Annotated in this window: 17 protein-coding genes; 7 read left to right on the plus strand and 10 right to left on the minus strand. The window is 47.8% G+C overall.

The window, feature by feature from the left end; genetic code table 11:
- Window positions 1-245 precede the first annotated feature (245 nt).
- The 3 genes from BSQ33_RS01395 (at window position 246) to BSQ33_RS01405 (ending at window position 3,594) form a co-directional block, all read left to right on the plus strand.
- Window positions 246-695 (plus strand): TerB family tellurite resistance protein, encoded by a 450-nt coding sequence (locus BSQ33_RS01395; RefSeq protein WP_021021623.1) that lies wholly within the window; start codon window positions 246-248, stop codon window positions 693-695.
- A gap of 403 nt (window positions 696-1,098) precedes the next feature.
- Window positions 1,099-2,508 carry a 30S ribosomal protein S12 methylthiotransferase RimO gene (gene rimO, locus BSQ33_RS01400; protein WP_088133039.1) on the plus strand — a complete coding sequence of 470 codons (1,410 nt, stop codon included), beginning with the start codon at window positions 1,099-1,101 and terminating at the stop codon, window positions 2,506-2,508.
- Window positions 2,509-2,709: 201 nt separating this feature from the next.
- A complete protein-coding gene (locus BSQ33_RS01405; RefSeq protein ID WP_021021621.1) occupies window positions 2,710-3,594 on the plus strand; it encodes a DMT family transporter in 885 nt (294 codons plus the stop codon).
- Between the two features lie 85 nt (window positions 3,595-3,679).
- On the opposite strand, the gene BSQ33_RS01410 is transcribed toward BSQ33_RS01405, so the two are convergent.
- Window positions 3,680-4,210, minus strand: a complete 531-nt coding sequence (locus BSQ33_RS01410) for a 3'-5' exonuclease (protein ID WP_027694382.1) — start codon at window positions 4,208-4,210, stop codon at window positions 3,680-3,682.
- Window positions 4,211-4,418: 208 nt separating this feature from the next.
- Between BSQ33_RS01410 and BSQ33_RS01415 the strand changes: the two genes are divergently transcribed.
- The 3 genes from BSQ33_RS01415 to BSQ33_RS01425 are packed head-to-tail and all read left to right on the plus strand — an operon-like array spanning window position 4,419 to window position 9,702.
- Window positions 4,419-5,039: a DUF2760 domain-containing protein gene (locus BSQ33_RS01415; protein WP_088133041.1), complete on the plus strand. Its 621-nt coding sequence runs from the start codon at window positions 4,419-4,421 to the stop codon at window positions 5,037-5,039.
- The gene (locus tag BSQ33_RS01420) at window positions 5,039-6,898 is read left to right on the plus strand and encodes an Hsp70 family protein (RefSeq protein WP_088133043.1); all 1,860 of its coding nucleotides are present in this window, start codon (window positions 5,039-5,041) and stop codon (window positions 6,896-6,898) included. Before BSQ33_RS01415 ends, BSQ33_RS01420 begins: the two co-directional genes overlap by 1 nt.
- Before the next feature lie 2 nt (window positions 6,899-6,900).
- Window positions 6,901-9,702 (plus strand): Hsp70 family protein, encoded by a 2,802-nt coding sequence (locus BSQ33_RS01425; protein WP_088133045.1) that lies wholly within the window; start codon window positions 6,901-6,903, stop codon window positions 9,700-9,702.
- Between the two features lie 122 nt (window positions 9,703-9,824).
- Here BSQ33_RS01425 and BSQ33_RS01430 read toward each other — a convergent pair whose 3' ends face one another.
- From BSQ33_RS01430 to queE, 3 genes are all read right to left on the minus strand, one after another.
- Window positions 9,825-10,493 (minus strand): CARDB domain-containing protein, encoded by a 669-nt coding sequence (locus BSQ33_RS01430; RefSeq protein ID WP_088133047.1) that lies wholly within the window; start codon window positions 10,491-10,493, stop codon window positions 9,825-9,827.
- Between the two features lie 1,593 nt (window positions 10,494-12,086).
- On the minus strand, window positions 12,087-12,788 hold the full coding sequence (queC, locus tag BSQ33_RS01435) for a 7-cyano-7-deazaguanine synthase QueC (protein ID WP_088133049.1): 702 nt from the start codon (window positions 12,786-12,788) through the stop codon (window positions 12,087-12,089).
- Window positions 12,789-12,797: 9 nt separating this feature from the next.
- Window positions 12,798-13,496: a 7-carboxy-7-deazaguanine synthase QueE gene (queE, locus tag BSQ33_RS01440; protein ID WP_198298131.1), complete on the minus strand. Its 699-nt coding sequence runs from the start codon at window positions 13,494-13,496 to the stop codon at window positions 12,798-12,800.
- 362 nt (window positions 13,497-13,858) lie between these two features.
- On the opposite strand from queE, the gene yidA reads away from it, so the two are divergent.
- Window positions 13,859-14,665 (plus strand): sugar-phosphatase, encoded by an 807-nt coding sequence (gene yidA / locus BSQ33_RS01445; protein WP_088133051.1) that lies wholly within the window; start codon window positions 13,859-13,861, stop codon window positions 14,663-14,665.
- A gap of 135 nt (window positions 14,666-14,800) precedes the next feature.
- Here the strand turns inward: yidA and BSQ33_RS01450 are convergent, their stop codons facing one another.
- The 6 genes from BSQ33_RS01450 to BSQ33_RS01475 all read right to left on the minus strand — a co-directional run bounded on the left by BSQ33_RS01450 (window position 14,801) and on the right by BSQ33_RS01475 (window position 21,751).
- On the minus strand, window positions 14,801-15,271 hold the full coding sequence (locus tag BSQ33_RS01450; protein WP_021021612.1) for a GNAT family N-acetyltransferase: 471 nt from the start codon (window positions 15,269-15,271) through the stop codon (window positions 14,801-14,803).
- Between the two features lie 160 nt (window positions 15,272-15,431).
- The gene (locus tag BSQ33_RS01455) at window positions 15,432-17,318 is read right to left on the minus strand and encodes a propionyl-CoA synthetase (protein WP_088134500.1); all 1,887 of its coding nucleotides are present in this window, start codon (window positions 17,316-17,318) and stop codon (window positions 15,432-15,434) included.
- Between the two features lie 70 nt (window positions 17,319-17,388).
- On the minus strand, window positions 17,389-18,840 hold the full coding sequence (locus tag BSQ33_RS01460; RefSeq protein WP_088133053.1) for a bifunctional 2-methylcitrate dehydratase/aconitate hydratase: 1,452 nt from the start codon (window positions 18,838-18,840) through the stop codon (window positions 17,389-17,391).
- A gap of 14 nt (window positions 18,841-18,854) precedes the next feature.
- The gene (gene prpC, locus BSQ33_RS01465; protein WP_088133055.1) at window positions 18,855-19,982 is read right to left on the minus strand and encodes a bifunctional 2-methylcitrate synthase/citrate synthase; all 1,128 of its coding nucleotides are present in this window, start codon (window positions 19,980-19,982) and stop codon (window positions 18,855-18,857) included.
- Between the two features lie 168 nt (window positions 19,983-20,150).
- Window positions 20,151-21,056 carry a methylisocitrate lyase gene (prpB, locus tag BSQ33_RS01470; RefSeq protein ID WP_021021608.1) on the minus strand — a complete coding sequence of 302 codons (906 nt, stop codon included), beginning with the start codon at window positions 21,054-21,056 and terminating at the stop codon, window positions 20,151-20,153.
- Window positions 21,053-21,751 (minus strand): GntR family transcriptional regulator, encoded by a 699-nt coding sequence (locus BSQ33_RS01475; RefSeq protein ID WP_021021607.1) that lies wholly within the window; start codon window positions 21,749-21,751, stop codon window positions 21,053-21,055. The genes prpB and BSQ33_RS01475 overlap by 4 nt, the downstream gene beginning before the upstream one ends.
- Window positions 21,752-22,169: the final 418 nt, after the last annotated feature.

Raw genomic sequence — 22,169 nt, forward strand, 5'->3', positions numbered from 1 at the left:
ACGGTGGACGTTGAAAATGAACCAGATCACACTCTGATGGTCAAAATATCAAAAGAACATCAATGTGGTCTTGCAAGAAATGGGGATTTTTAAGCAGGTTCCATCAATTCGTAGGATGACATGGCATGATCTTTCCCAAATGCAATTGGGTATAAAGCAATCAATATCGACTGGAGCACGTTTATTTTCTGTTGATCCTATGATATTTCTTACGGCTGATAATCAAGCGCTTCTGTGAGGAAAATATGTTTAATACCATTACATCGCTTTTTAAAGAACTACTTGAAGGTCAAGACCTCGGTCACCATGAAGACAGTCCGCAACTGGCTATCGCTTGTCTGCTGACTGAAGTGTCCGGCGCTGACCACGACATATCCGGACCAGAAAAAGATGCGCAAACTCAGCTTCTCATCAAACTGTGTCAATTGACTCAACCCGAAGCTGACAACTTATTAAAGCAGGCTACACAACAAGTCAGAGATTCCGCTTCGCTCTATGATTTTACATCTCAACTGCGAGCATTATCTCAAGAAAGACGTTTCGAACTGATCCGAGCCATGTGGGAAGTCGCGAATGCCGATGAATACATCGACCCGTTTGAAGATGCAGTGATTCGGAAGACCGCAGAGCTTTTATATGTTGATCACAGTGAGTTTATCCGGGCCAAATTGATCGTGACTGAGCCTAAGTCTTAACCGCCAAGACAGCTTCGCGCTAGAGATTCTCGCCACAGAATGGCTATGACTCAAATCTCTGCCTTGCCTCTGAGACCAGTGATTCTCGCTGAAACTGCATCTTGAGGGCATTTGGGTATATCAGCCGCGATTTTTCGTCATGATGAATATAACACACTGACATCCATTCATTTTCTGATAGAAGTCGAGCCGCCCAGCTCGACTTCTTCTGTTCAATTTCTACACATCCGCTATAATGTACGCCTTTTGATAACCGGATGTTAAAAAATAGTCTCAAGCCATCCGGAATCCTATGTAAGATAAAAATGTAAGACAACCATTGAGACTGGTTGTCCGCATCACTGCATGACAGCATGACAGCAGTGGCTATTGATAACATACGATTAGGTAGCAAAATAAAGCAATGACCGTCCATACTTATACGCCAAATCAGACCACGACCCTAGATACAGCACAAAAAACACTGACCCAGCAAGAATCAATGCACAATGCAGTGACAGGCAACAGAATCGGATTTGTCTCTCTGGGGTGTCCGAAAAACCTTGTCGATTCGGAGCGAATTCTGACGCAATTACGCACTGAAGGATACGATATCGTCAGTCAGTATCAGCATGCGGATTTAGTTATCGTCAACACATGCGGTTTTATTGACAGTGCCGTTCAGGAGTCTCTGGATGTGATCGGAGAAGCGCTGCATGAAAATGGCCAAGTCATTGTGACCGGATGCCTCGGAGCACGCGAAGATGAGATCCGAGAAGTTCACCCGAATGTCTTAGGTATTACCGGGCCTCACGCTTACGAAAATGTACTTGAGCATGTTCATCAGTTCGTGCCTCGTCCGGCACATAATCCATATACCAGTCTCGTCCCGGATCATGGTGTCAAACTGACACCGAAACACTACGCTTACCTGAAAATATCGGAAGGCTGTAACCATCGCTGCACCTTCTGCATCATTCCTTCCATGCGCGGTAAATTAGTCAGCCGTCCGGTTGGAGATATCATCGGAGAAGCAGAACGACTGAAAAACGCCGGCGTCAAAGAGCTGCTCGTGATCAGTCAGGACACCAGTGCCTATGGCGTAGATACTAAACACAGTCTTGGTTTCTCAAACGGTACCCCAGTGAGACAAAACCTCAAAGCACTCAGTGAACACCTGAGTCAATTGGGCATTTGGGTTCGACTCCATTATGTTTATCCTTACCCGCATGTTGATGACATCATTCCGTTGATGGCTGAAGGAAAAATTCTGCCCTATCTCGATATTCCGTTTCAACATGCCAGCCCGCGCGTATTGAAGATGATGAAACGGCCGGGTCAGGCAGAACGAACGCTGGAACGCATCCAGCAATGGCGTAACATCTGTCCGCAATTGGTCATTCGTTCTACCTTTATCGTCGGGTTCCCCGGAGAAACAGAAGAAGACTTTCAAATCTTACTGGATTGGCTTCAGGAAGCGCAGCTCGATCGGGTCGGATGTTTTAAATACTCTCCGGTTGAAGGCGCAACAGCCAATGAGCTGGCCGAACAGGTACCGGAATCGGTCAAACAGGATCGCTATGAGCGTTTTATGGCGTTACAACAAGCAATCAGCACCCAAAAACTCCAACAGCGTATCGGCAGCCAGATGCAAGTGCTGATCGATGAAGTGGATCAAGAAGGTGCAATTGGTCGTACTTACGCTGACGCTCCGGAAATCGACGGTGTGGTTTATCTCAATGGCGAAACGGGTGTAAAAGCCGGTGATTTGGTCAATGTCACCATTGAACATGCTGACGAATATGATCTGTGGGGCAGCCTGACAGCGAACTAAGACGCTTTCATCAGATTTAGATATTGCACCAGATTTAGATCTTTCATCGGGTTTAGATACTGCGGGCGGTATCTAAACCTTTTCTCCCTCCGTCAGCATGATGATTGCTTCTATCATCATGATTGTTTTTACAAAAGCAGCAACAAAAGCTATGCTGCTTTTTCTTTTCCGCTCTCTTTTTCTAACAAAGGATTCCTTAAGATGTGGATTCTTGTAACACTCTTTGCTGCGGCCTGCCAATCGATCCGGACTGCTTATCAAAAAACACTGTCTCAAGAGCAAGGCTTTTTACATGCCACCATGGCACGTTCATTGTACGGCTTGCCCATTGTGAGTGTTTATTTAGTGATTTGCTGGCATTTCATCGGGCAAGTCACCTTACCGTCCGTTGGGCTATTTTTGGGTTATGCATCCGTTTGTGCCATTGCACAAGTGCTTGCTACCTATCTGATGCTCCGGGTATTTCAATCCGGCAGTTTTGCGTTAGGTACACTTCTGGCAAAAACAGAAGCGGTACTTGCTGCCCTGATCGGTATTCCACTATTACACAACTCGCTGAACCTGATTGCCTGGAGCGGTATTGCACTGGGTGTCACTGGGACATTAGTGATGAGTATGCGACTGAGCAATTTACGTTATATGCATAAAGATATGTCGCTGCTGGCTGGGCTGGGAAGTGGATTCTGTTTTGCCATCACATCAGTGACAGCGTCACTTGCAAGCCACTCATTGCAGGGCTCGATTATTACCAGCGCGGGTGTCACCATCTGGTACGTCCTTGCCCTACAATCGGTACTCTTATGTGGTCTGCAAATCTATCGCAGCCGTGATTTCTTAGCGCCAGTGAAACAGTCTTTTCTGCTCAGTACCAAAGTGGGTATTCTCAGTTCACTGGGCTCGATCGGATGGTTCACCGGCTTTGCCCTGATAAATCCGGCACTGGTCAAAACACTGGGACAAATCGAGATTCTCGGCACACTATACTTTTCCAAACGTCGCTTCCATGAACGGATGAGCTTACAACAATGGATCGGTGGCAGCATGATTGTCGGCAGTGTCGTATTGGTTGCCATTGCAACGCTGTAAGATGTTGCAACACTGTAAGACAGCAATAAAATAAATAGCAACGCGGTAAGCCGGAACGTTTCTTTCGCGCTGTAAATACACCGAGCTATAACATGGTCAACGCCAGCTTAGCGAGATTATAGGCGTCAACATATCCGGAGTGCTGACGCCCTTCCCACGGAATCCCTGCCGACTCTTGAGCCGTCCGGTGTCCGATGCGGCGTTCTTTCACCCGGTGTTGAATCCGGTACAAGGTTGCCAGATTGATAAACTCATGAATCGGCGATTCGATACCTTTCTGTTCACACTCCCGTTGCAAAATCAGATCATCCCTGCCCCATGCCATATAGACTTTCTTGGTTGAACCAAAGTTTTTGATCATCGACTGAATCACCTGTGCCAGAGGTCGCCCTTGTTTCTCCAGTTTACGCGGGGTAATTCCGGTCAGTTCTGCACAGAATAAAGACACCTCATCCTGTTCCGGCTGAACATAATACTGGGCTCTTTTGACGATCTTACCTTCATCCAGCGCAATTTCAGCCAAACCGATTTCAATAATTTCTCCGGTTGTGCCGACACCGTTTTCATTCCAACAACACATTTCCAGATCGAAGCAGACTACCCGATTGCAGTTCATAACCTATATACCCAGTATTTCGCTCAAACCCGTGATCATAATGAAATAATCGCAAAAAGCGAATCACAGAGACAATCCCCCGAACAGGATGAACAAATAATCAGCGAACAAGCGCCTGATAACGGCAAATCCAGAGACTTCATACATGGATTTATGGCCTTTTGTGTTAAGATTTGCGCCACTATTTTAATGTAGCAGAGAATTACATATGACCTTCGATCTAAACACAATGCCGACGAGTTTCGACATGCTTCATGCCATTTTAGCCCTGTGTGCCATCGTTTTATTTATTTTAGTCATCAGCCGCCGGGCAAAAGTCGTCGAAAAAATTGTAGAGAAACCCGTCGAAACCGTCGTTGAAAAACCGGTTGAAAAGATTGTCGAAGTCGAAAAAGTTGTTGAAGTCGAAAAAGTCGTGGAGAAAGTCGTTGAATCCAAACTGGCAACAGCACCAACGGACTCTGCCTTACAAATACTTGCTCTGTTCCAGAAAGAAGCCAGACTGGTCGATTTTCTCAATGAAGATATTATCCACTATTCCGATGAAGAAGTCGGTGCCGCTGCACGCGTGATCCACAGCGGTGGTAAAAAAGTGCTCGATGACTATCTCTGTCTGCAACCGGTTCGCGATGAAGCAGAAGAAAGCAATATCACGATTGAAGCCGATTTCAACCCGCAAGCCATTCGTCTGACAGGACATGTCACCGGCAATGCACCTTATCAGGGGTTGTTGATTCACAAAGGCTGGCAAGTCACAGCGATCAATCTTCCTCAAACCGCACCAGACTATGATGCATCGATTATTGCGCCAGCAGAGGTGGAACTGTAATGGAACAACATGCGCGTTACTGTGTCGGTATCGATCTCGGAACCACTCATAGTGTGCTGTCTTATGTGGATATGCACGCTGAAACCCCGCAGGTTTCGGTATTATCTATTCCACAAATGACCGCACCGGGGACGGTTGAATCATTACCTCAGTTAGGCTCATTTATCTATCAGCCCCATGAACATGAAATGTCGCCCAGTTCGCGGATCCTCCCTTGGAGTGATGAGCCGCAAGCATTGGTCGGGGCAATCGCCCGCCAGTTGGGCAGCAAAACCCCGATTCGCCTCATCGCCAGTGCCAAATCGTGGCTGTGTCACGGTGGCGTCAACCGCCGTGATGCGTTCTTACCGGCCGGCAGTCCGGATGATGTCAGTAAGCTGTCGCCACTACAGGCCAGCGAACTGTATCTTGAGCACTTGCAAAACGCCTGGAATCATCAGTTTCCTCAGTATCCTTTAGCCGAACAGGATGTCACCATTACGATTCCGGCCTCGTTTGACCCGGCAGCGCGTGACTTCACCGCAGAAGCCGCCAAAAATATCGGCCTCAACCGCCGGACACTGCTGGAAGAACCTCAAGCAGCACTCTATAGCTGGATTGATGCCAATGGTGAGTCATGGCGTGACCGTGTCAACGTCGGTGATGTGGTTTTGGTTGTCGATATCGGTGGCGGCACAACCGACTTATCGCTGGTTGAAGTCAAAGAAAGTGACGGACACTTGGTTCTGGAGCGGGTTGCGGTCGGTGAACATATTCTTCTGGGCGGGGACAATATGGATCTCGCCCTCGCCTATCGTCTGAAAATGAAGCTGGCGCAAAATGGTCAAGAACTGCAAGCGTGGCAAATTCAGGCGCTCACCCACGCTTGCCGTGATGCCAAAGAAGCCCTGCTTAATGATGCAGCGCTGGCTGCCGTACCAATTGTTGTACCAAGCAGAAGCTCGAAACTGTTCGGTTCGACGTTGAAAACCGAACTCACTCAACAAGATGTTCGCCAGACACTGGTTGATGGCTTTTTCCCCCAAGTCGGGGTTGATGAACTGCCTCAGCAAAGAGCCCGAGGCGCACTGACGCAAATGGGTCTGCCATATGCGCAAGATGCCGGAATCACTCGTCACATTGCAGCATTTTTAACCAAGCAAGCAAATGCCGCCACTGACACGACAGATGCCATGATGCCATTTGGCGGAATTCCCGGTCTGGAAGCGGCCAGTACGCCAGCCTTTATCCAACCCAGCGCGATTTTACTCAACGGTGGTGTGCTCAAATCAACACTACTGACCGAACGTTTGCTGACCACCATCAATCGCTGGCTGACCGACGCCGGGGCCGAACCCGCTCGTACCCTGACGGGTATTCACCTTGATCTGGCGGTGTCTCAGGGCGCTGCGTATTATGGTGCAGTCCGTCAGGGAAGCGGCGTCAGAATTCGCGGCGGATTAGCCAGTGCTTATTATGTCGGGATTGAAAGTGCGATGCCGGCAATTCCGGGCATGGCACCACCGCTGGAAGCCATGTGCGTCGCCCCGTTCGGGATGGAAGAAGGCGCCTGTGTCATCATCAACCAGCGGGAATTCGGTTTGGTGATCGGTCAACCGGTTCACTTCCAGTTTTTCGGCTCAACAGTTCGGCGCGATGACTCAGCCGGCACTCATTTAGAGACGTGGTCTGGTGATGAACTCCAAGAACTGCCAGAGATTCAAGTGACACTCCCCGTCACCGAAGGGCGTAAAAACGGCCAGATTGTTCCGGTCACGCTCGCCGCCCGGGTAACCGAAGTGGGCACGTTGTATCTGGAAGCAATCGCCACCGATAACGGCCAGACATGGCATGTCGAGTTTGATGTACGTGAAGGATAACTATGGCGACACAACATTATTTAGTCGGCATCGATTTGGGCACAACCAATACGGTTGTGGCCTATTGCGAGAACGGCCAGAATCTATCCGAATGTCCGATCCGGCTTTTTGAAATCGACCAACTCATCGGCCCCGGTGAAGTCGCCCGTCGGGCGACACTTCCCTCGTTTCGTTTTCATCCGGCACAAGGACAGCACCACCCGACGGATACCGAACTCCCTTGGACACATCAGCCGGTCGATGGTGATTTCACACCGGTAATTATCGGGGAATGGGCCAGAGAACTCGGTGCTCAGGTTGAAGGCCGACAGGTCGTCAGTGCTAAAAGCTGGTTGTCGCATCCTTCGGTTGATCGCTACGAAGCAATTTTACCCTGGGCCGGCACACAAGATGTCGAAAAAGTTTCTCCGCTCATCGCCAGCGCCAGTTATCTCAACCACATCCGTCAGGCGTGGAATTATCACCATCCGGCCGCCCCGCTCGAGCAACAGGACATTGTAGTCACCGTACCGGCTTCGTTTGATGAAAGCGCTCGGAAGCTGACACTGGAAGCGGCGGCACTGGCGGGGATGCCTCATGTCAAACTCCTTGAGGAGCCGCAGGCCGTTTGTTATGACTGGTATAATCGCTTCCAGTCTCAAGCAACCACACAGCTCAAAGATGTATCCGCGATTCTGATTTGCGATGTCGGTGGCGGCACAACCGATCTCAGCCTCATCTCGGCAACATTAGAACAGGATGCGTTGCAATTGGATCGGGTCGGGGTCGGAGAACATTTAATGCTCGGTGGGGATAACATCGATCTCGCACTGGCCCATCTTGCCGAGCAACAATTGACTCAGCAACATAATCAGACTCAAAAGCTTAGTTCGTCTCGCCTGAGTAAACTCATTCAGCAAACCCGAAGAACCAAAGAGAGCCTACTTGCGGCGCAGTCACCGGAATCAGCCAAAATTACCTTATTGGGCAGTGGTTCAAAACTTTTGGGAGGCACCAAAAGTATTCACCTCGATAAAACGCAAGTTCAGCAGATGGCACTGGATGGATTCTTTCCTCACACCACGCTCGATACCCTGCCGACCCAGAGAAAAGGTGCGGTGCTTGAGTTCGGTCTGCCCTATGCTGCCGATCCTGCGATTACCAAACATATCGCCGCATTTCTGGCGCAGCATCCGACGTTAACCCGGACAACCGATCAACCGTCAGCCCCGCTTGGCCTCTTACTTAACGGTGGCGTTTTTAATAGCGCGCTAATTCAACAGCGGCTGACGCAAGTGTTGTCGGACTGGACCGGACAACCGATTATCCTGCTCGACAATCCTCACCCCGATCTGGCTGTCGCGCTCGGTTCTGTCGGATATCTTAAGGCCTGCCGAGGCGCACAGCTGAAAATCGGTGGCGGTGCGGCACGGTCTTACTTTTTGCATTTAGAACAGCGTAAACAGAAAACGTCTCAGGCGCTCTGCCTGTTAGCCAAAGGCACCGATGAAGGCCACGAAATCCGCTTGTCGAGCCGTCGTTTTTCTCTCACCCTTGGCGAACCGGTGCGTTTTAACCTACTGACCTCACGACATGATAGCCTCGGTGATGAGTCATCGATTCAAAACGGACAACTGGTCGATGTCGACCCCGACTATTTTTCACCATTACCGCCCTACATTACGTCACTAGAACGGATGTCCGAGCAATCGCTGGCGGCCAATCAAAAAGATCGGGTTGAAGTATATCTCTCCACCCAGCTCACTCCAGTCGGCACCTTGCAGTTAGAATGTGTTCAGGTCGATAACGAGCAACATCGCTGGCAGTTGGAGTTTGAAGTCCGTCATCAGTCACAGCATGAAGCCGCCACGTCATCGGATATTCCCGGGCTAGCTCAGGCCTGTGAACTGATTACCGGCTTATACAGTGGCAATAGAAACAGTGATCCTCAGGCCGATCCGCGGACACTGAATAAATCACTGACTCACTGGCTCGGTGAAAAAGATGGCTGGGATATCATCACCAACCGCCAGTTATTTGATCGATTGGATCAGGGTAAGAAAAGACGCCGACGCTCCGAAGCACACGAAAAAAACTGGCTGCGGCTGGCAGGATTCACCTTACGTCCGGGATTCGGTGATCCGGTCGATAGTTGGCGTATCGAGCAGATTTGGTCACTCTATTCGCAAGGCATTCAATTTCAGACCCACCAAAGCTGGAGTGACTGGTGGACTTTTTGGCGTCGGATTTGCGGTGGCCTCAATCAGGAACGACAAGAAACCATTTTGGCCGATATCGCCAAATACCTCCATCCCGGTGCACATAACAGCAGTAAACAGGCCAAAATAGCCCAGGAAAAAGGGTATGAAGCGATGGTTCGTCTGGCTGCTTCACTGGAGCACCTGGAAACGGAAGATAAGATCCTGTTGGCGAACTGGTTCATCAAACGGGCGTTGCGCCAGTCTCAATATGCACAAGCGCATTGGTGGGCGGTCGGCCGTCTGGCATCAAGAGTGCTACTTTATGGCAGCCAGCATAAAGTGATACCGAGCACCCAACTCAGTCACTGGTTAGCGGAATTACTGCAACAAGATTGGAAAAAAGAGCCGATGATCGGGTTTGCAGCCATGATGATGTCCAGAAAAACCGGAGATCGGCAGATTGATATTGCTGATGCGCTGCGTACGGCTGTCACGGATAAACTCAAACAAAGCAAAGCGCCACAAAGCTGGCTTGCTCTCATTAATGAAGTCAGCCAAGTCTCTGAAAGTGACTCACAACGCATCTTCGGTGATACCCTGCCAAGTGGATTACTTTTACTTTAGCGTTCGCTATCCGTGGTCAATGCGCGATATGAATTGATGGTAGAAGTGGCAGATAGAGAAAAACGATGACAGGCAGAAGAAAATCCGGGCGAATGACTTCGCCCGGAATCAGTCAATATGACTTATTTGGCTGAATGACGTTTCAATAAATCTTCAACAACTTTGGTATTTTCTTCCACAACAGTCATACCTTCGATTTCAGGTACTCCTGCTCCCATGAAGATATCGCTACTCATTGTGCTGCGATCGATATAATTCACCGGTCCACTGGTGCTGAGTTGCGAAGACTGCTCAGCTTGTGCTTCAGCAACTTCAGCAGCGCTGTTAACAACTGTCAGACGTGCTGCTGCAACGTTGTTACTCTCATTCGTCTCTTTTACGACCTGACGATAATCGGCAGATAAGACAATCATGTAATTACCCGCAGAAAGTGATTTAGGAATAGTGAGCGTGAAGCTGTAACGTGCACCTGATGGTAGCGCAATCGGAATCTCACCGAAAAGTCCCAACGGCTGTCCATTCGCATCCGCCAGTAAAACGCCTAGCGTCGGAGCAGTCCCAGAGTTTTGAGGGCACCCTGTGGTAACAGTTGTTTCAACAGATACTTTGCCACCAGCGACAACGGTTCCCGGAGTGAGGCTTCCCGAAGCAATCAACCAGTCAGGTGCGGAACAACTTGCCACAGTAGGCGCATTGTCTACAGTTGCATGTTCTTGTGTTGAAGCCAATGCTGATTGACTGCTCAGGCCAACTGATGCGATAAGAGCAGCGAATATAGGTGTTAATTTCATAATATTTCTTCCGTTTTTATAGGCTATTTAGTGAACATTAATTTCCTTTCAATAACGAAAGCCAAAATATATTCAAATTAAGTCATTAAATGAAATAATGCCTTATTTAAAAGGTACCCAATATGCTTGACATTAAAATTCAGCACACGGAGCAACAACATATAATTTTAACTTTCGCTTCCTTGTTATCTTTCTATATTACTCATCTATTTTAAAGACAAATAAAGCCGATATAGAATAAACAAGCAGGTATATTATGGCTGAAAATATACACATCTCAACACTCAATGTTCAACTTGTTGTATAAAAAACCAAAAGAACATTAAAAATGAGAGCATGATCGAACAATATCTGAGATATTATTTATAATGATATGAACACTCGCCATCTTATTATTCAATCTAATATTAAAAGCACGATACCTTCTGTATGTATTCCATCAAATATAAACATTATCACTGTTATCGATGTGATTTAATTTCGCCGATGAAATCAGCGTTTCATCCCATATTTTTCAGGATTAATTTAACTTATGGAATCAAGTGATGGCTCTATCGTCAGCATCTTTATCCAGCCCCTTAAAGATTTGCGCTCGTGCGAGATGCAGCTTGTTCTCAGCACAATCCGTGTTATGAGTGTAATCGTGCGAATGGGCGCATAGCTCGGTGCATGATTTTCATCATGTGGATATAAAAGGAACAGCAACTTATTTTAGATGATAAAATATGACCACTGGATAAATAGAAGATAGGAAATAACAGGCAGCCTTCTCGGGTCAATAATACTTCCTTCATTTTGATTAAGCTTTTATTTTACTTGCAATTAAACTAAGAAATCATACATCAAAAAATATAACATCGATTTATAAAAACAGCTCAATAAACATCAACAGATAATAGTACACCACAAAATAACCCACCATCTCACATCAGTATCAATGTTAATTTACCTCACTAAATAAGCGCTGGCACGTTTAATATAAAATCATTTTTTATCATTTAATTATAATTATTATTACATTCATCACTTGATGTGGTTGATACCTCATTAAATATATTAATTCATTTTCATTCAACTTATACATCAGTCACTATATACCCAAGTAACCTCAAGATGCCGGATTCAGAGTGTCTTCAATCGGCGTCATTCAAGGAAAATGTCGGCAGGAATGGCCTTCCCATTTCAATGGCATTTGACGCAGAAAGGCGCCGATTGAAGCACTCCCGAAGGGCGAGTTCACTGAACTCAGAGACTGCGTTAGAGATTCTCGCCATAGAATGACTATGACTCAAATCTCTGCCTTGCCTCTGAGCCCAGTGATTCTCGCTGAAACTGCATCTTGAGGTCATTTGGGTATATCAATAAAAACAAGTATGATTTCTGGCTTTCACTTTTAGGCGATAGTACGGCCAATTTTGTTTCAAAATATGACAAACAAGCGCTTAGAATGACGAGTTACTCGATGGGATAAAAATATCATTCAAAAAATAACCCCACCTTTCAGATGAGCATCAATCCTGAAAGATGGGGCACTGAGGAAGGGCGCGATGACGCCTTAACAGCATTCATCGGAGCTTCGCTAAGAAAATGGTATTATGCGTGCGTTTGAGTGGTCCGCTTATCCAAATAGGCTTGTTGGACGGCCTCTTGGTTATGCAGATATTCATCCAGCCCGGCTTGTCTTAGGTGACAGGAAGGACATTCACCGCAACCATCACCAATCACACCGTTATAGCATGTGAGCGTCTGGTTCCGGACTAACGCTAATGCATCATAGTGGTCAGCCATTGCCCATGTTTCGGCTTTATTCAGCCACATCAACGGGGTCACAATACGCATCTCCCGATCCATTCCCTGCACCAGTGCACGATTCATGGTTTGGATGAACGTATTCCGACAATCCGGATATCCTGAAAAGTCTGTTTCACACACACCGGTAATCACGGACTCAGCACCGATTTGATACGCATAAATCCCCGCAAGTGTCAGGAATAAAATATTGCGGCCGGGCACAAATGAATTGGGTAATCCATTGTCCTGTAATTCATGAGAGACCGGAATATCGTCACGTGTCAGTGAGCTGATCGCTAATTCATTCAGCAAGCCGACATCCATCACTTTATGGGCTTTCACACCCAATTGAGCTGCTAATTGACGAGCAGTCTCAATCTCAAGCCGGTGCCGCTGTCCGTAATCAAACGTAATCGCATGGACTTCATCATAAGTTTGCAGCGCTTCAACAAGGCAAGTGGTCGAATCTTGTCCGCCACTAAAAACAACAACAGCTTTTTTCATAACAATTCCTCAGGCAATCGACAAGTATTTATGAGTCTGAATCGATAGACGCCAATTGCGTTCGATACACACCTCAATACATAACTCAGTCGCTCGTGGTTTCTGGCTAATCGGTTGTAAAGCAATGATTGTATCATCGGCAACCGGTGTCTGGTGCAGTAAATGATCGAGCTGCTCAATATCCTTACGTGTCCCGACAGGATGCTTAATTTCGTTGGCTCGTCGCAATGCACCTTCCAGTACCGGTAAGCGACCTTTCATTGCTATTTTTGGTGACACTGTCACCCATGTCTGAGCGGAAGCCAGAACGTCAGCCGTACCACTGGTTTCAATCTGACAACGACACCCGATCGCTTCAAAAGCTTCGGTTAACACGGTCAAATCATAAAGACACGGCTCTCCGCCTGTAATCACAATATGTTTCGCGGTATAACCTTGGCGATGATAACAATCGATGATCGCTTCTGCGCTCATTTGACACCAAAGAGGACTATCCTGAGTTTTCACGATAATATCGTCAACAGACCGCTGATCCTGCGGCTCGGTAAACCAAGTATGCTTCGTGTCACACCAAGAACACCCGACCGGACACCCCTGTAATCGGACAAAAACAGCAGGTGCGCCCGTAAAGACACCCTCACCCTGGATAGTTTGAAAGATTTCATTGACTTTATAGATACTCAAAATGAATCCTAATTCAGCGGTCATATTATGCGAGTCGCAGACCTTAATAGAAGCTTGTCAGAAGGTCAAATTAAACCCATGTCGTATTAACATAAAAATCAATGCGATAATCTACAATTATAATAAAATTCAAAAAGATACGCCTTTGTCCGATTTCTCCACTCACATACGGAGCGCCGCATTGAAACCATTGGACGGGTGATTTCAAGCACATCCGGCATCGGTGTTTTATCGCGATAAAACACCATCATGACACTGGATGTTATGCTTGTATTTGTGCTGAAACTCCCTCATATTGGTGCGTCTTGGGCAGTTATCCCACGGATAAAATCTCATGCCCCGTTTTATTTTTAGTCCCACATTTCTGAAGTTACCGGTGATAAATCATGTATAAACTGATCGGAATCGACATGGATGGCACGTTGCTAAACAGTCAAAAACAAATTTCCGCCCGCACTCAGTCTGCCATACAGGCAGCAAAGGATAAGGGCGTCCAAATTGTTTTATCCTCTGGCCGCCCCATAGAAGGGCTGCGGGCCTATCTCGACCAGTTAGGGTTGAACAGCGAGCACGATTATGCCGTTCATTACAACGGATCTTTTGTCGAGAATGTGCTGACGGGTGAAATCATTCGTCAACAAGTTGTCAGCGCTGCCGATGTTAAAACGATTGGTCGAACAGCTCGGTCACTCAACGTCAATACCCATGCTTTCAGTCAAATACTGGGACTCATTACCCCCAAAAGCTCGAAATACACACAGCTGGAAGCGCAAATCAATCATATCGATATCCATGAAGTCGATTTTGAGACACTGGATGACGATCATCCCATGATAAAAGCGATGATCGTTGATGAACCGGAAAAACTGACTCAGGCCTATCAAAACTTGCCTGCGGCAGTCGTCGAAAAATTTACGATTGTCCAGAGCGCCCCACATTTTCTAGAATTTCTGAACCCACAAAGTAATAAGGGATTAGGGATTCAAGCCGTAGCCGAACGGTTAGGTATTCCGGCCGAAGCAGTCATGTGTATCGGTGATGCTGAAAATGATCATCACATGCTCGAATACGCAGGTTTAGGGATTGCGATGGCAAATGCGATGCCACAAACCAAAGCGATTGCCGACTACATTACCGCAAGTAATGATGAAGACGGCGTCGCACAAGCCATTGAAAAATTTATACTGGTGTAACAGACGTCTATCCTTTACTTTGGCATCGGCACCAGATCAACAGCAACGGTGAATCAATAGACGCTCGAATCCTGTATTCAGAGCGTCATCGCAACTGAGAAGCGCTAAGAGTCGTTGAATCTCTCTGGCGCTTTTTTATTGAATTCCCTTTCTTAAGCAATGGATATGATGGCGAAAGCCGAGTCGCTGATAGAGTTTGACGGCAGACTGATTGAAATCCCAGACTTCAACAAAGACTTGTTGTACACCATAATCTTCGAATTCTCTTTCTATACGCTGTAAAAGCTGACTACCAGTACCCTGTCCGCGATGGGACGGAAGTACATAAAATTCGTCAATGCTGCCCATCAGGACGGTTTTGCTGACGGAGGAAATTAAATCAGCGAAATGACCAGAAACAAAACCGATACAGCGATGCTCACAAAGCGCAACAAACACCAGCCCTTCTGGGGATTCTAAATAATCAGCAATTCGCTTCTCTTGCATCACCGCATCTGCCGACTTAAAGTGCTGTGGGCAAGCTAAGTGATGCTCATTGTGTAATTCATACATCATCTGTTCAAGAACCGGGAGATCCGACGATTTCGCCAACCGAATATTAACCATAGCTGCCTCAGGCACAAGATAGGAATATGGCTAGTTTATACCCGACACTCTCTCAGGTAAAAAAATAACGCAAAAACAAGACCGCAGAGAGTCTGCCTTGCGTTGGTAACACTCTCCGCAGCAAGATGATGACATCATCTTTTGTATTTTTCACACAGCGTTATGGTTTATCAGGGTGCAACGTATGTTCAAGCTCCGATAAACTCAACGGATCATCAATGGTTGAAGGAACCGTGTAATTCTCCCCATCTGCGATCTGCCGGATCACGCGGCGCAAAATTTTGCCGGAACGGGTTTTGGGCAACCGCTCCACCACCACAGCATGACGAAAACAGGCGACCGCCCCGATTTTGTCACGCACCTCCCCGACTAACTCAAGCTCTAACTGATGCGAATCCACCTTCATACCATTTTTCAGCACCACCAATCCTAGTGGAAGTTGACCTTTCAGCTCATCATGTACACCAATCACAGCACACTCGGCCACAGCAGGATGCGCCCCGACGATCTCTTCCATTTCTCCGGTTGATAGCCGATGCCCGGCAACATTGATCACATCATCGATGCGTCCCATGATGAACAGATAGCCTTGTTCGTCCGTATATCCTCCGTCACCGGATACATAGTAACCGGGAAACTGACTCAAATACCCCGACTCAAACCGATCATGATTACGCCAGATGGTTGGCAGACACCCGGGCGGCAATGGCCGTTTCAGGGCCACATACCCCTGTTGACCACAGCGCTGAGGCTCACCTTGCTCATTAAGAATGTCAACCACATATCCCGGTGTTGCTTTGGTTGATGACCCCGGTTTAATCGCCATTTTTTCAATGCCTAACGGGTTTCCGGCAATCGCCCAGCCAGTTTCGGTCTGCCACCAGTGATCGATCACGGGCTTATCGGTATGAGACTGCACCCATTCCAGCGTCGGCGGATCAAGCCGCTCTCCGGCCATAAAAATCGCCTGCAACGATTGGAGTGAATGATGTTGGATAAATTCGCCGTGCGGGTCTTCTTTTTTTATCGCTCTGAACGCGGTCGGTGCGGAGAAAAGCACATCGACTTGGTATTCATCGCAGACTCGCCAAAAAGCGCCCGGATCCGGTGTTCGTACCGGTTTGCCTTCATAAAGCACTGTCGCACAACCATGAAGCAGTGGCCCATAGACAATATAGGAGTGCCCCACAACCCATCCGACATCTGAAGCAGCCCAGAATACCCCATCTTGCGGCATATTATAGATAGCAGACATCGAATACTTCATTGCCACAGCATGACCACCATTATCCCGGACGACACCTTTCGGTTTGCCGGTCGTCCCCGAGGTATAGAGAATATACAACGGGTCGGTTGCCCGGACCGGAACACACTCATGTGGTGTCGCAACCTCAAGCAGTTGTTGCCAGTCATGATCTCTTGCTTGATTGAGTTCAGCGGTATGAACCGGCCGTTGTACGATAATGACCTGTTCCGGTTTCCAGCGACTGTCCATAATCGCTTTATCAACCAAAGGTTTATACGGAATAATTTTGTTGACTTCGATACCGCATGAAGCCGTTATCAGCACTTTCGGCTCAGCATCTTCGATTCTGACAGCTAACTCATTCGGGGCAAAACCGCCAAACACCACAGAGTGAATCGCCCCCAAGCGTGCACAAGCCAACATCCCCATGACCGCCTCTGGAATCATCGGCATATAAAGCACCACCCGATCCCCTTTCGTCACCCCTTTGGCCGCTAACATGCCAGCAACACGAGCAACATCATCCCGTAAAGCTTGATAACTCCACTGTTTTTGGACGCCTGTCGCCGGTGAATCATAAATCAGCGCCGTTCGTTCTCCCCGCCCTTGCTGACAATGATAATCCAACGCCATCCATGACGTATTCATCACCCCATCAGAGAACCAGCGTTCGATCTGATGTTCATCGATACTCAGAATGGTTTGTGGTTTCTGAAACCAATCCAGTTGATTTGCCTGCTCGCCCCAGAATGCCTCTGGGTAATCCTTGGCAAATTGATACTCTCGTTCATATGTAAGCATCATTTCCCCCATAGATAGTGGCTGGTATCCGTTTGATACCAGCGACCTTGGGAAGTTAGTTTCACACCCGTTAATTGATCATGAATAGCGCCATGAACTCATCAACTGGTGTACGCTCCAGACGTTCCTGATCCAGACACAGTGTTGTCAGTGCTTTAACACGGCCTTGAGGGAAACGCGTCTGTAAATTGCGAATGAACTTTTGCTCAAGTACAGGAATCCCTTCTTCTCTGCGACGCCGGTGACCAATCGGATACTCGACCTCAACTTTCTCTGTACATGACCCGTCACGGAAGAACACCTGGATTGCATTGGCGATCGAACGTTTATCTGATTCGAGGTACTCACGGCTATAACGGGCATCTTCCTGAATCACCATTTTATCTCTGAGCTGATCAATACGCGGGTCGCTCAGATGGAAGCTATCTTCATAATGTTCAGCAACTAAATCACCATACAACAATGGCACAGCCGTCATATATTGCAGGCAATGATCGCGGTCTGCCGGATTGGCCAGTTCACCAACCTTGGAGATGATACGAATGGCGGATTCATGCGTTGTCATTTCAATGCGATCAATCTCGTCAATCCGATCACGGACATGAGGATGCAATTTAACCGCACATTCAACCGCCGTCTGCGCATGAAACTCAGCAGGAAATGAGATTTTAAACAGCACATTTTCCATCACATAGCTGGAAAAGTTTTGTGGTATATCAAATGCTTTTCCTTTAAACAGCACATCATAATATCCCCACTGTGGTGCTGAGAGTACCGTCGGGATCCCCATTTCGCCTTTCATGGTGATCATCGCCAGCCGAACCGCCCGCGAGGTCGCATCTCCGGCAGCCCAGGATTTGCGCGAACCGGCATTGGGCGCATGGCGATAGGTTCGCAGCGCCCCACCATCAACCCAAGCCTGAGAAAGCGCATCAATAATCTGCTCTCTGCTGCCACCAAGCATCTTGGTCACGACCGCAACAGATGCCACTCGTACCAAAAGTACATGGTCAAGGCCAACCCGGTTGAAACTATTGTTCAATGCCAGAATGCCTTGAATCTCATGTGCTTTGATCATCGCGGTTAAAACATCTTTCATAACCAGCGGTGGCTTGCCTTGAGAAACAGCCATGCGGCTCAGATAATCTGCGGTCGCGAGGATACCTCCCAGATTATCTGAGGGATGACCCCACTCGGCTGCCAGCCATGTGTCATTGAAATCAAGCCAGCGAATCATGCAGCCAATGTTAAATGCGGCCGTGACCGGATCGAGCTCATGGGAGGTACCCGGAACCCGTGCGCCATTGACCACCGTAGTGCCCGGTACGATGGGACCTAAATGCTTGGTACATTCAGGAAACCGTAACGCAAGCAAACCACATCCCAGAGTGTCGATCAGGCAATTCCGCGCAGTGTGGTAGGCTTCTTGTGAAGTAATGGGCTGTTGATCGACATAATCGGCAATTTGAACCAGTAGTTCATCCGGTTGTTGCCGTTGATTAAAATCTACATTCTGACTCATGAGTCTGTCCTTGATTAACGCTGTTCAATGGGAATCCAATCCTGATGTTCAGGGCCTTGATAGTCGGCACTCGGACGAATAATCCGGTTATTGTCCCGCTGCTCGAACACATGAGCAGCCCAACCGGTCAAACGACTGATGACGAAAATCGGGGTAAATAATGGTGTAGGAATCCCCATAAAGTGGTAAGCGGACGCATGATAGAAATCGGCATTACAAAACAGTCCCTTTTCCCGTTTCATCACCGCTTCGACCCGTTCGGAGACAGCATAAAGGTGATGATCACCCACCTGTTGTGAAAGACGTTGGGACCACTGTTTGATCAGTGCATTTCGCGGGTCACATTCCCGGTAGACCGCATGACCAAATCCCATGATCTTGTCTTTACGGGCCAGTTTTTCGAGCAGCGCTGTTTCCGCTTGTTCCGGTGTCTGCCACTGTTCAATCATTGCCATGGCTGCCTCATTCGCGCCCCCATGCAGTGGACCGCGTAGCGTGCCTATCGCCCCGGTAATACAGGAGTGGAGATCCGATAAAGTCGAAGCACACACCCGGGCATTGAATGTAGATGCATTAAATTCATGTTCAGCATATAAAATCAGTGAACAATGCATGACCTGACGGAATTGCTCGTCGGGTTCACGGTCAAGCAACATCTTCAGAAAGTATCCTCCGATCGAGGATTCGCTCCGATCTTCGGTGTCGATTCGTACCCCATCATGACTAAACCGATACCAGTAACAGATAATGGCCGGGAAGCAGGCCAATAACCGTTCTGTCGCTGACAACTGTTGGGAAAAATCCGTCTCAGGCTCAAGATTCCCGAGTACCGAGCATCCGGTGCGCATCACATCCATCGGATGGGTTTCTGCGGGTAAGCGTTCTAAAACATCCTTGAGTACCTGCGGTAATCCTCGTAACTGCATCAGGTGCGTTGTGTAGGCATCCAACTCTTGTTGATTCGGCAGTTTGCCTTTGAGTAGCAGGTAAGCCACTTCTTCAAACTGCGCATGATTGGCAAGGTCTGTAATATCGTAACCGCGGTAGGTTAACCCTGTTCCGGTTTGTCCGACAGTACATAAAGCCGTCGTGCCAGCACTCTGACCCCGCAACCCTGCACCTCCCAATTCCTTGTTTGGCATATTGAGCTCCTTGTTACCTGCCGCTTATCTCTGACGGACAATCATCGTCCCAAATGGGCAATGATTCAGTCGGCAGGATTGATTTCACGTTATGGATCTAAATGGTTTGATACAGCCAATCATCGGCTGCCTAATCTCAGTGAATCAGGTGTTGTGACCTGATCCGCCCTATGAATCCGACTGATGCTGGCCAGAAAATAACTGATCCAGCTTGTCTTCATAGGTGTGATAATTCAGGTAGTCATAAAGCTCTTTCCGAGTCTGCATCTGTGGCAATAACGTCTGCTGATTACCCGTTGTGCGCAGGTGTTGATAGACCATTTCTGCTGCTTTATTCATGGCTCGGAATGCACTCAACGGATACAGCACCATGCTCACTTTCGCACCGGCAAGCTCATCACAGTTATACAAAGGTGTTTGGCCGAATTCGGTAATATTCGCCAAAATCGGAACGGGTTTCCCCGTGGCATCTTCCAGCGCTGTCGCAAACTGCTCATATTGACCCAATTCGACCATCGCTTCGGGAAAAATCATATCAGCACCCGCTTCAACACAAGCAATCGCCCGTTCAATCGCCTTTTCCATACCTTCAACCGCTAAAGCATCGGTACGCGCCATGATGACAAAATCATCATCGACACGTGCGTCCACAGCCGCTTTAATTCTATCGGCCATTTCATCACGGCTGACAATCGCCTTGTTGGGCCGGTGTCCGCACCGTTTTTGCAGCACTTGGTCTTCAATATGAACTGCCGCCGCACCGGCTTTTTCCATCGCCCGGATGGTTCGGGCAATGCTGAAAGCACCGCCAAAACCCGTATCGATATCAACTAATAATGGTAAGTCACTCGCATTGGTAATCCGTTCAACGTCCACCAACACATCATTGAGGGTCGTTATCCCCAAATCGGGTACCCCGTAAGAGGCATTTGCAATACCGCCACCAGACAGATAAATCGCCTGATGGCCGATTTGTTGCGCCATCATGGCACAATACGGATTAATCGTGCCGACGATTTGAAGGGGGTGGTTATTGCTGACTGCTGCTCTGAATTTTTTACCCGGACTGTTCATGATTGTTCTCCCTGTTCGGACAGCATGTGGACTTCAATCAGTTTCCGACTGCCCGCGATATGACGCCGCATCAACATTTCTGCCAGTTCCTCATCCCGTTCCCGGATTGCCCTCAGGATAAACTGGTGCTCCCCCAACGCTTCTTTCGGCTGGCTATGCGCCCGGGGAGATTGATAACGAAACATACGCAGCAAATGATACAACTCATCACACAATAGCCGGATAAGCTGTTGATTACGGCTGGCTTTGATAATGCAATAATGGAAATCGAAATCTCCATGTTGATGAAAGTATGAAGCCCCTTCAATTTGAGAGAGATGGCGAGCATGTTTTTCTAACACGGTCTCTAAATTGCTCAACTCTGCGGGCGTGATATATCGGGCTGCGAGACGCGCAGCCATGCCTTCAAGCGCTTCCCGCACCGCATACAGTTCAATCAACTTTTCATAAGACAGTGCAATCACCCTCGCACCAACATGCGGTATCCGTTCAATCAGACCGAGACCTTCCAGCCGCATCAACGCTTCCCGCAATGGCCCCCGGCTGACCTGAAACTGACGGGCAAGACTGGGTTCGGAGATTTTACTTCCCGACGCAATCTCTCCCTGAATAATTGCCTCAATCAAATAATCCGTCAGATGTTCTGACTTGGTATTGTCTTTCTCTGGCTGAATTAAATCTGTCGCTTGATCCACTGTCGTCTCTCTTTTAATGAGGTCTTCTGACCGACTTCATGTAAAAAATAGCCGATCCACAGGTAGAACAGCAAGCAGATTGTTGACAATTTAGACTAATGTCTAACCCGTGAAACCTTCACCATAAATCAATTAAAAATTAAATTATTTAAAAACAAATAGATAGCTTGAATACTTTTTTTGACCTAAAAAAATTGTCAACAATTTAGCTTAAAGTCATCGACTTTATAGGCATGTAGAACTGATTGAACGGCCGAAAAGCACGAATGAAAGGAGAGAAAAGCCGAGTGGCATGATGAGCAATGTCATGCATGAGAGGTAAATCGATGAATAGGTGAATCGATGAATAAGCGCGACCTGAATGACTATCGAATCAGACAGAAAGCGTAACAACAGCTCATAAAGTATCACAGATGCT

Source organism: Vibrio gazogenes (genome assembly GCF_002196515.1).
GTDB classification, from domain to species: Bacteria; Pseudomonadota; Gammaproteobacteria; order Enterobacterales; family Vibrionaceae; genus Vibrio; species Vibrio gazogenes_A.

Excerpts from the sequence above, each read along its gene's own strand:
- queC (WP_088133049.1), bottom strand. The coding sequence starts at position 12,788 with ATGAAAAAAGCTGTTGTTGTTTTTAGTGGCGGACAAGATTCGACCACT.
- BSQ33_RS01405 (WP_021021621.1), top strand. The coding sequence starts at position 2,710 with ATGTGGATTCTTGTAACACTCTTTGCTGCGGCCTGCCAATCGATCCGG.
- BSQ33_RS01450 (WP_021021612.1), bottom strand. The coding sequence starts at position 15,271 with ATGGTTAATATTCGGTTGGCGAAATCGTCGGATCTCCCGGTTCTTGAA.
- BSQ33_RS01410 (WP_027694382.1), bottom strand. The coding sequence starts at position 4,210 with ATGAACTGCAATCGGGTAGTCTGCTTCGATCTGGAAATGTGTTGTTGG.
- BSQ33_RS01455 (WP_088134500.1), bottom strand. The coding sequence starts at position 17,318 with ATGCTTACATATGAACGAGAGTATCAATTTGCCAAGGATTACCCAGAG.
- rimO (WP_088133039.1), top strand. The coding sequence starts at position 1,099 with ATGACCGTCCATACTTATACGCCAAATCAGACCACGACCCTAGATACA.
- BSQ33_RS01460 (WP_088133053.1), bottom strand. The coding sequence starts at position 18,840 with ATGAGTCAGAATGTAGATTTTAATCAACGGCAACAACCGGATGAACTA.
- prpB (WP_021021608.1), bottom strand. The coding sequence starts at position 21,056 with ATGAACAGTCCGGGTAAAAAATTCAGAGCAGCAGTCAGCAATAACCAC.
- BSQ33_RS01415 (WP_088133041.1), top strand. The coding sequence starts at position 4,419 with ATGACCTTCGATCTAAACACAATGCCGACGAGTTTCGACATGCTTCAT.
- BSQ33_RS01425 (WP_088133045.1), top strand. The coding sequence starts at position 6,901 with ATGGCGACACAACATTATTTAGTCGGCATCGATTTGGGCACAACCAAT.
- BSQ33_RS01395 (WP_021021623.1), top strand. The coding sequence starts at position 246 with ATGTTTAATACCATTACATCGCTTTTTAAAGAACTACTTGAAGGTCAA.
- BSQ33_RS01420 (WP_088133043.1), top strand. The coding sequence starts at position 5,039 with ATGGAACAACATGCGCGTTACTGTGTCGGTATCGATCTCGGAACCACT.
- queE (WP_198298131.1), bottom strand. The coding sequence starts at position 13,496 with ATGACCGCTGAATTAGGATTCATTTTGAGTATCTATAAAGTCAATGAA.
- BSQ33_RS01430 (WP_088133047.1), bottom strand. The coding sequence starts at position 10,493 with ATGAAATTAACACCTATATTCGCTGCTCTTATCGCATCAGTTGGCCTG.
- yidA (WP_088133051.1), top strand. The coding sequence starts at position 13,859 with ATGTATAAACTGATCGGAATCGACATGGATGGCACGTTGCTAAACAGT.
- prpC (WP_088133055.1), bottom strand. The coding sequence starts at position 19,982 with ATGCCAAACAAGGAATTGGGAGGTGCAGGGTTGCGGGGTCAGAGTGCT.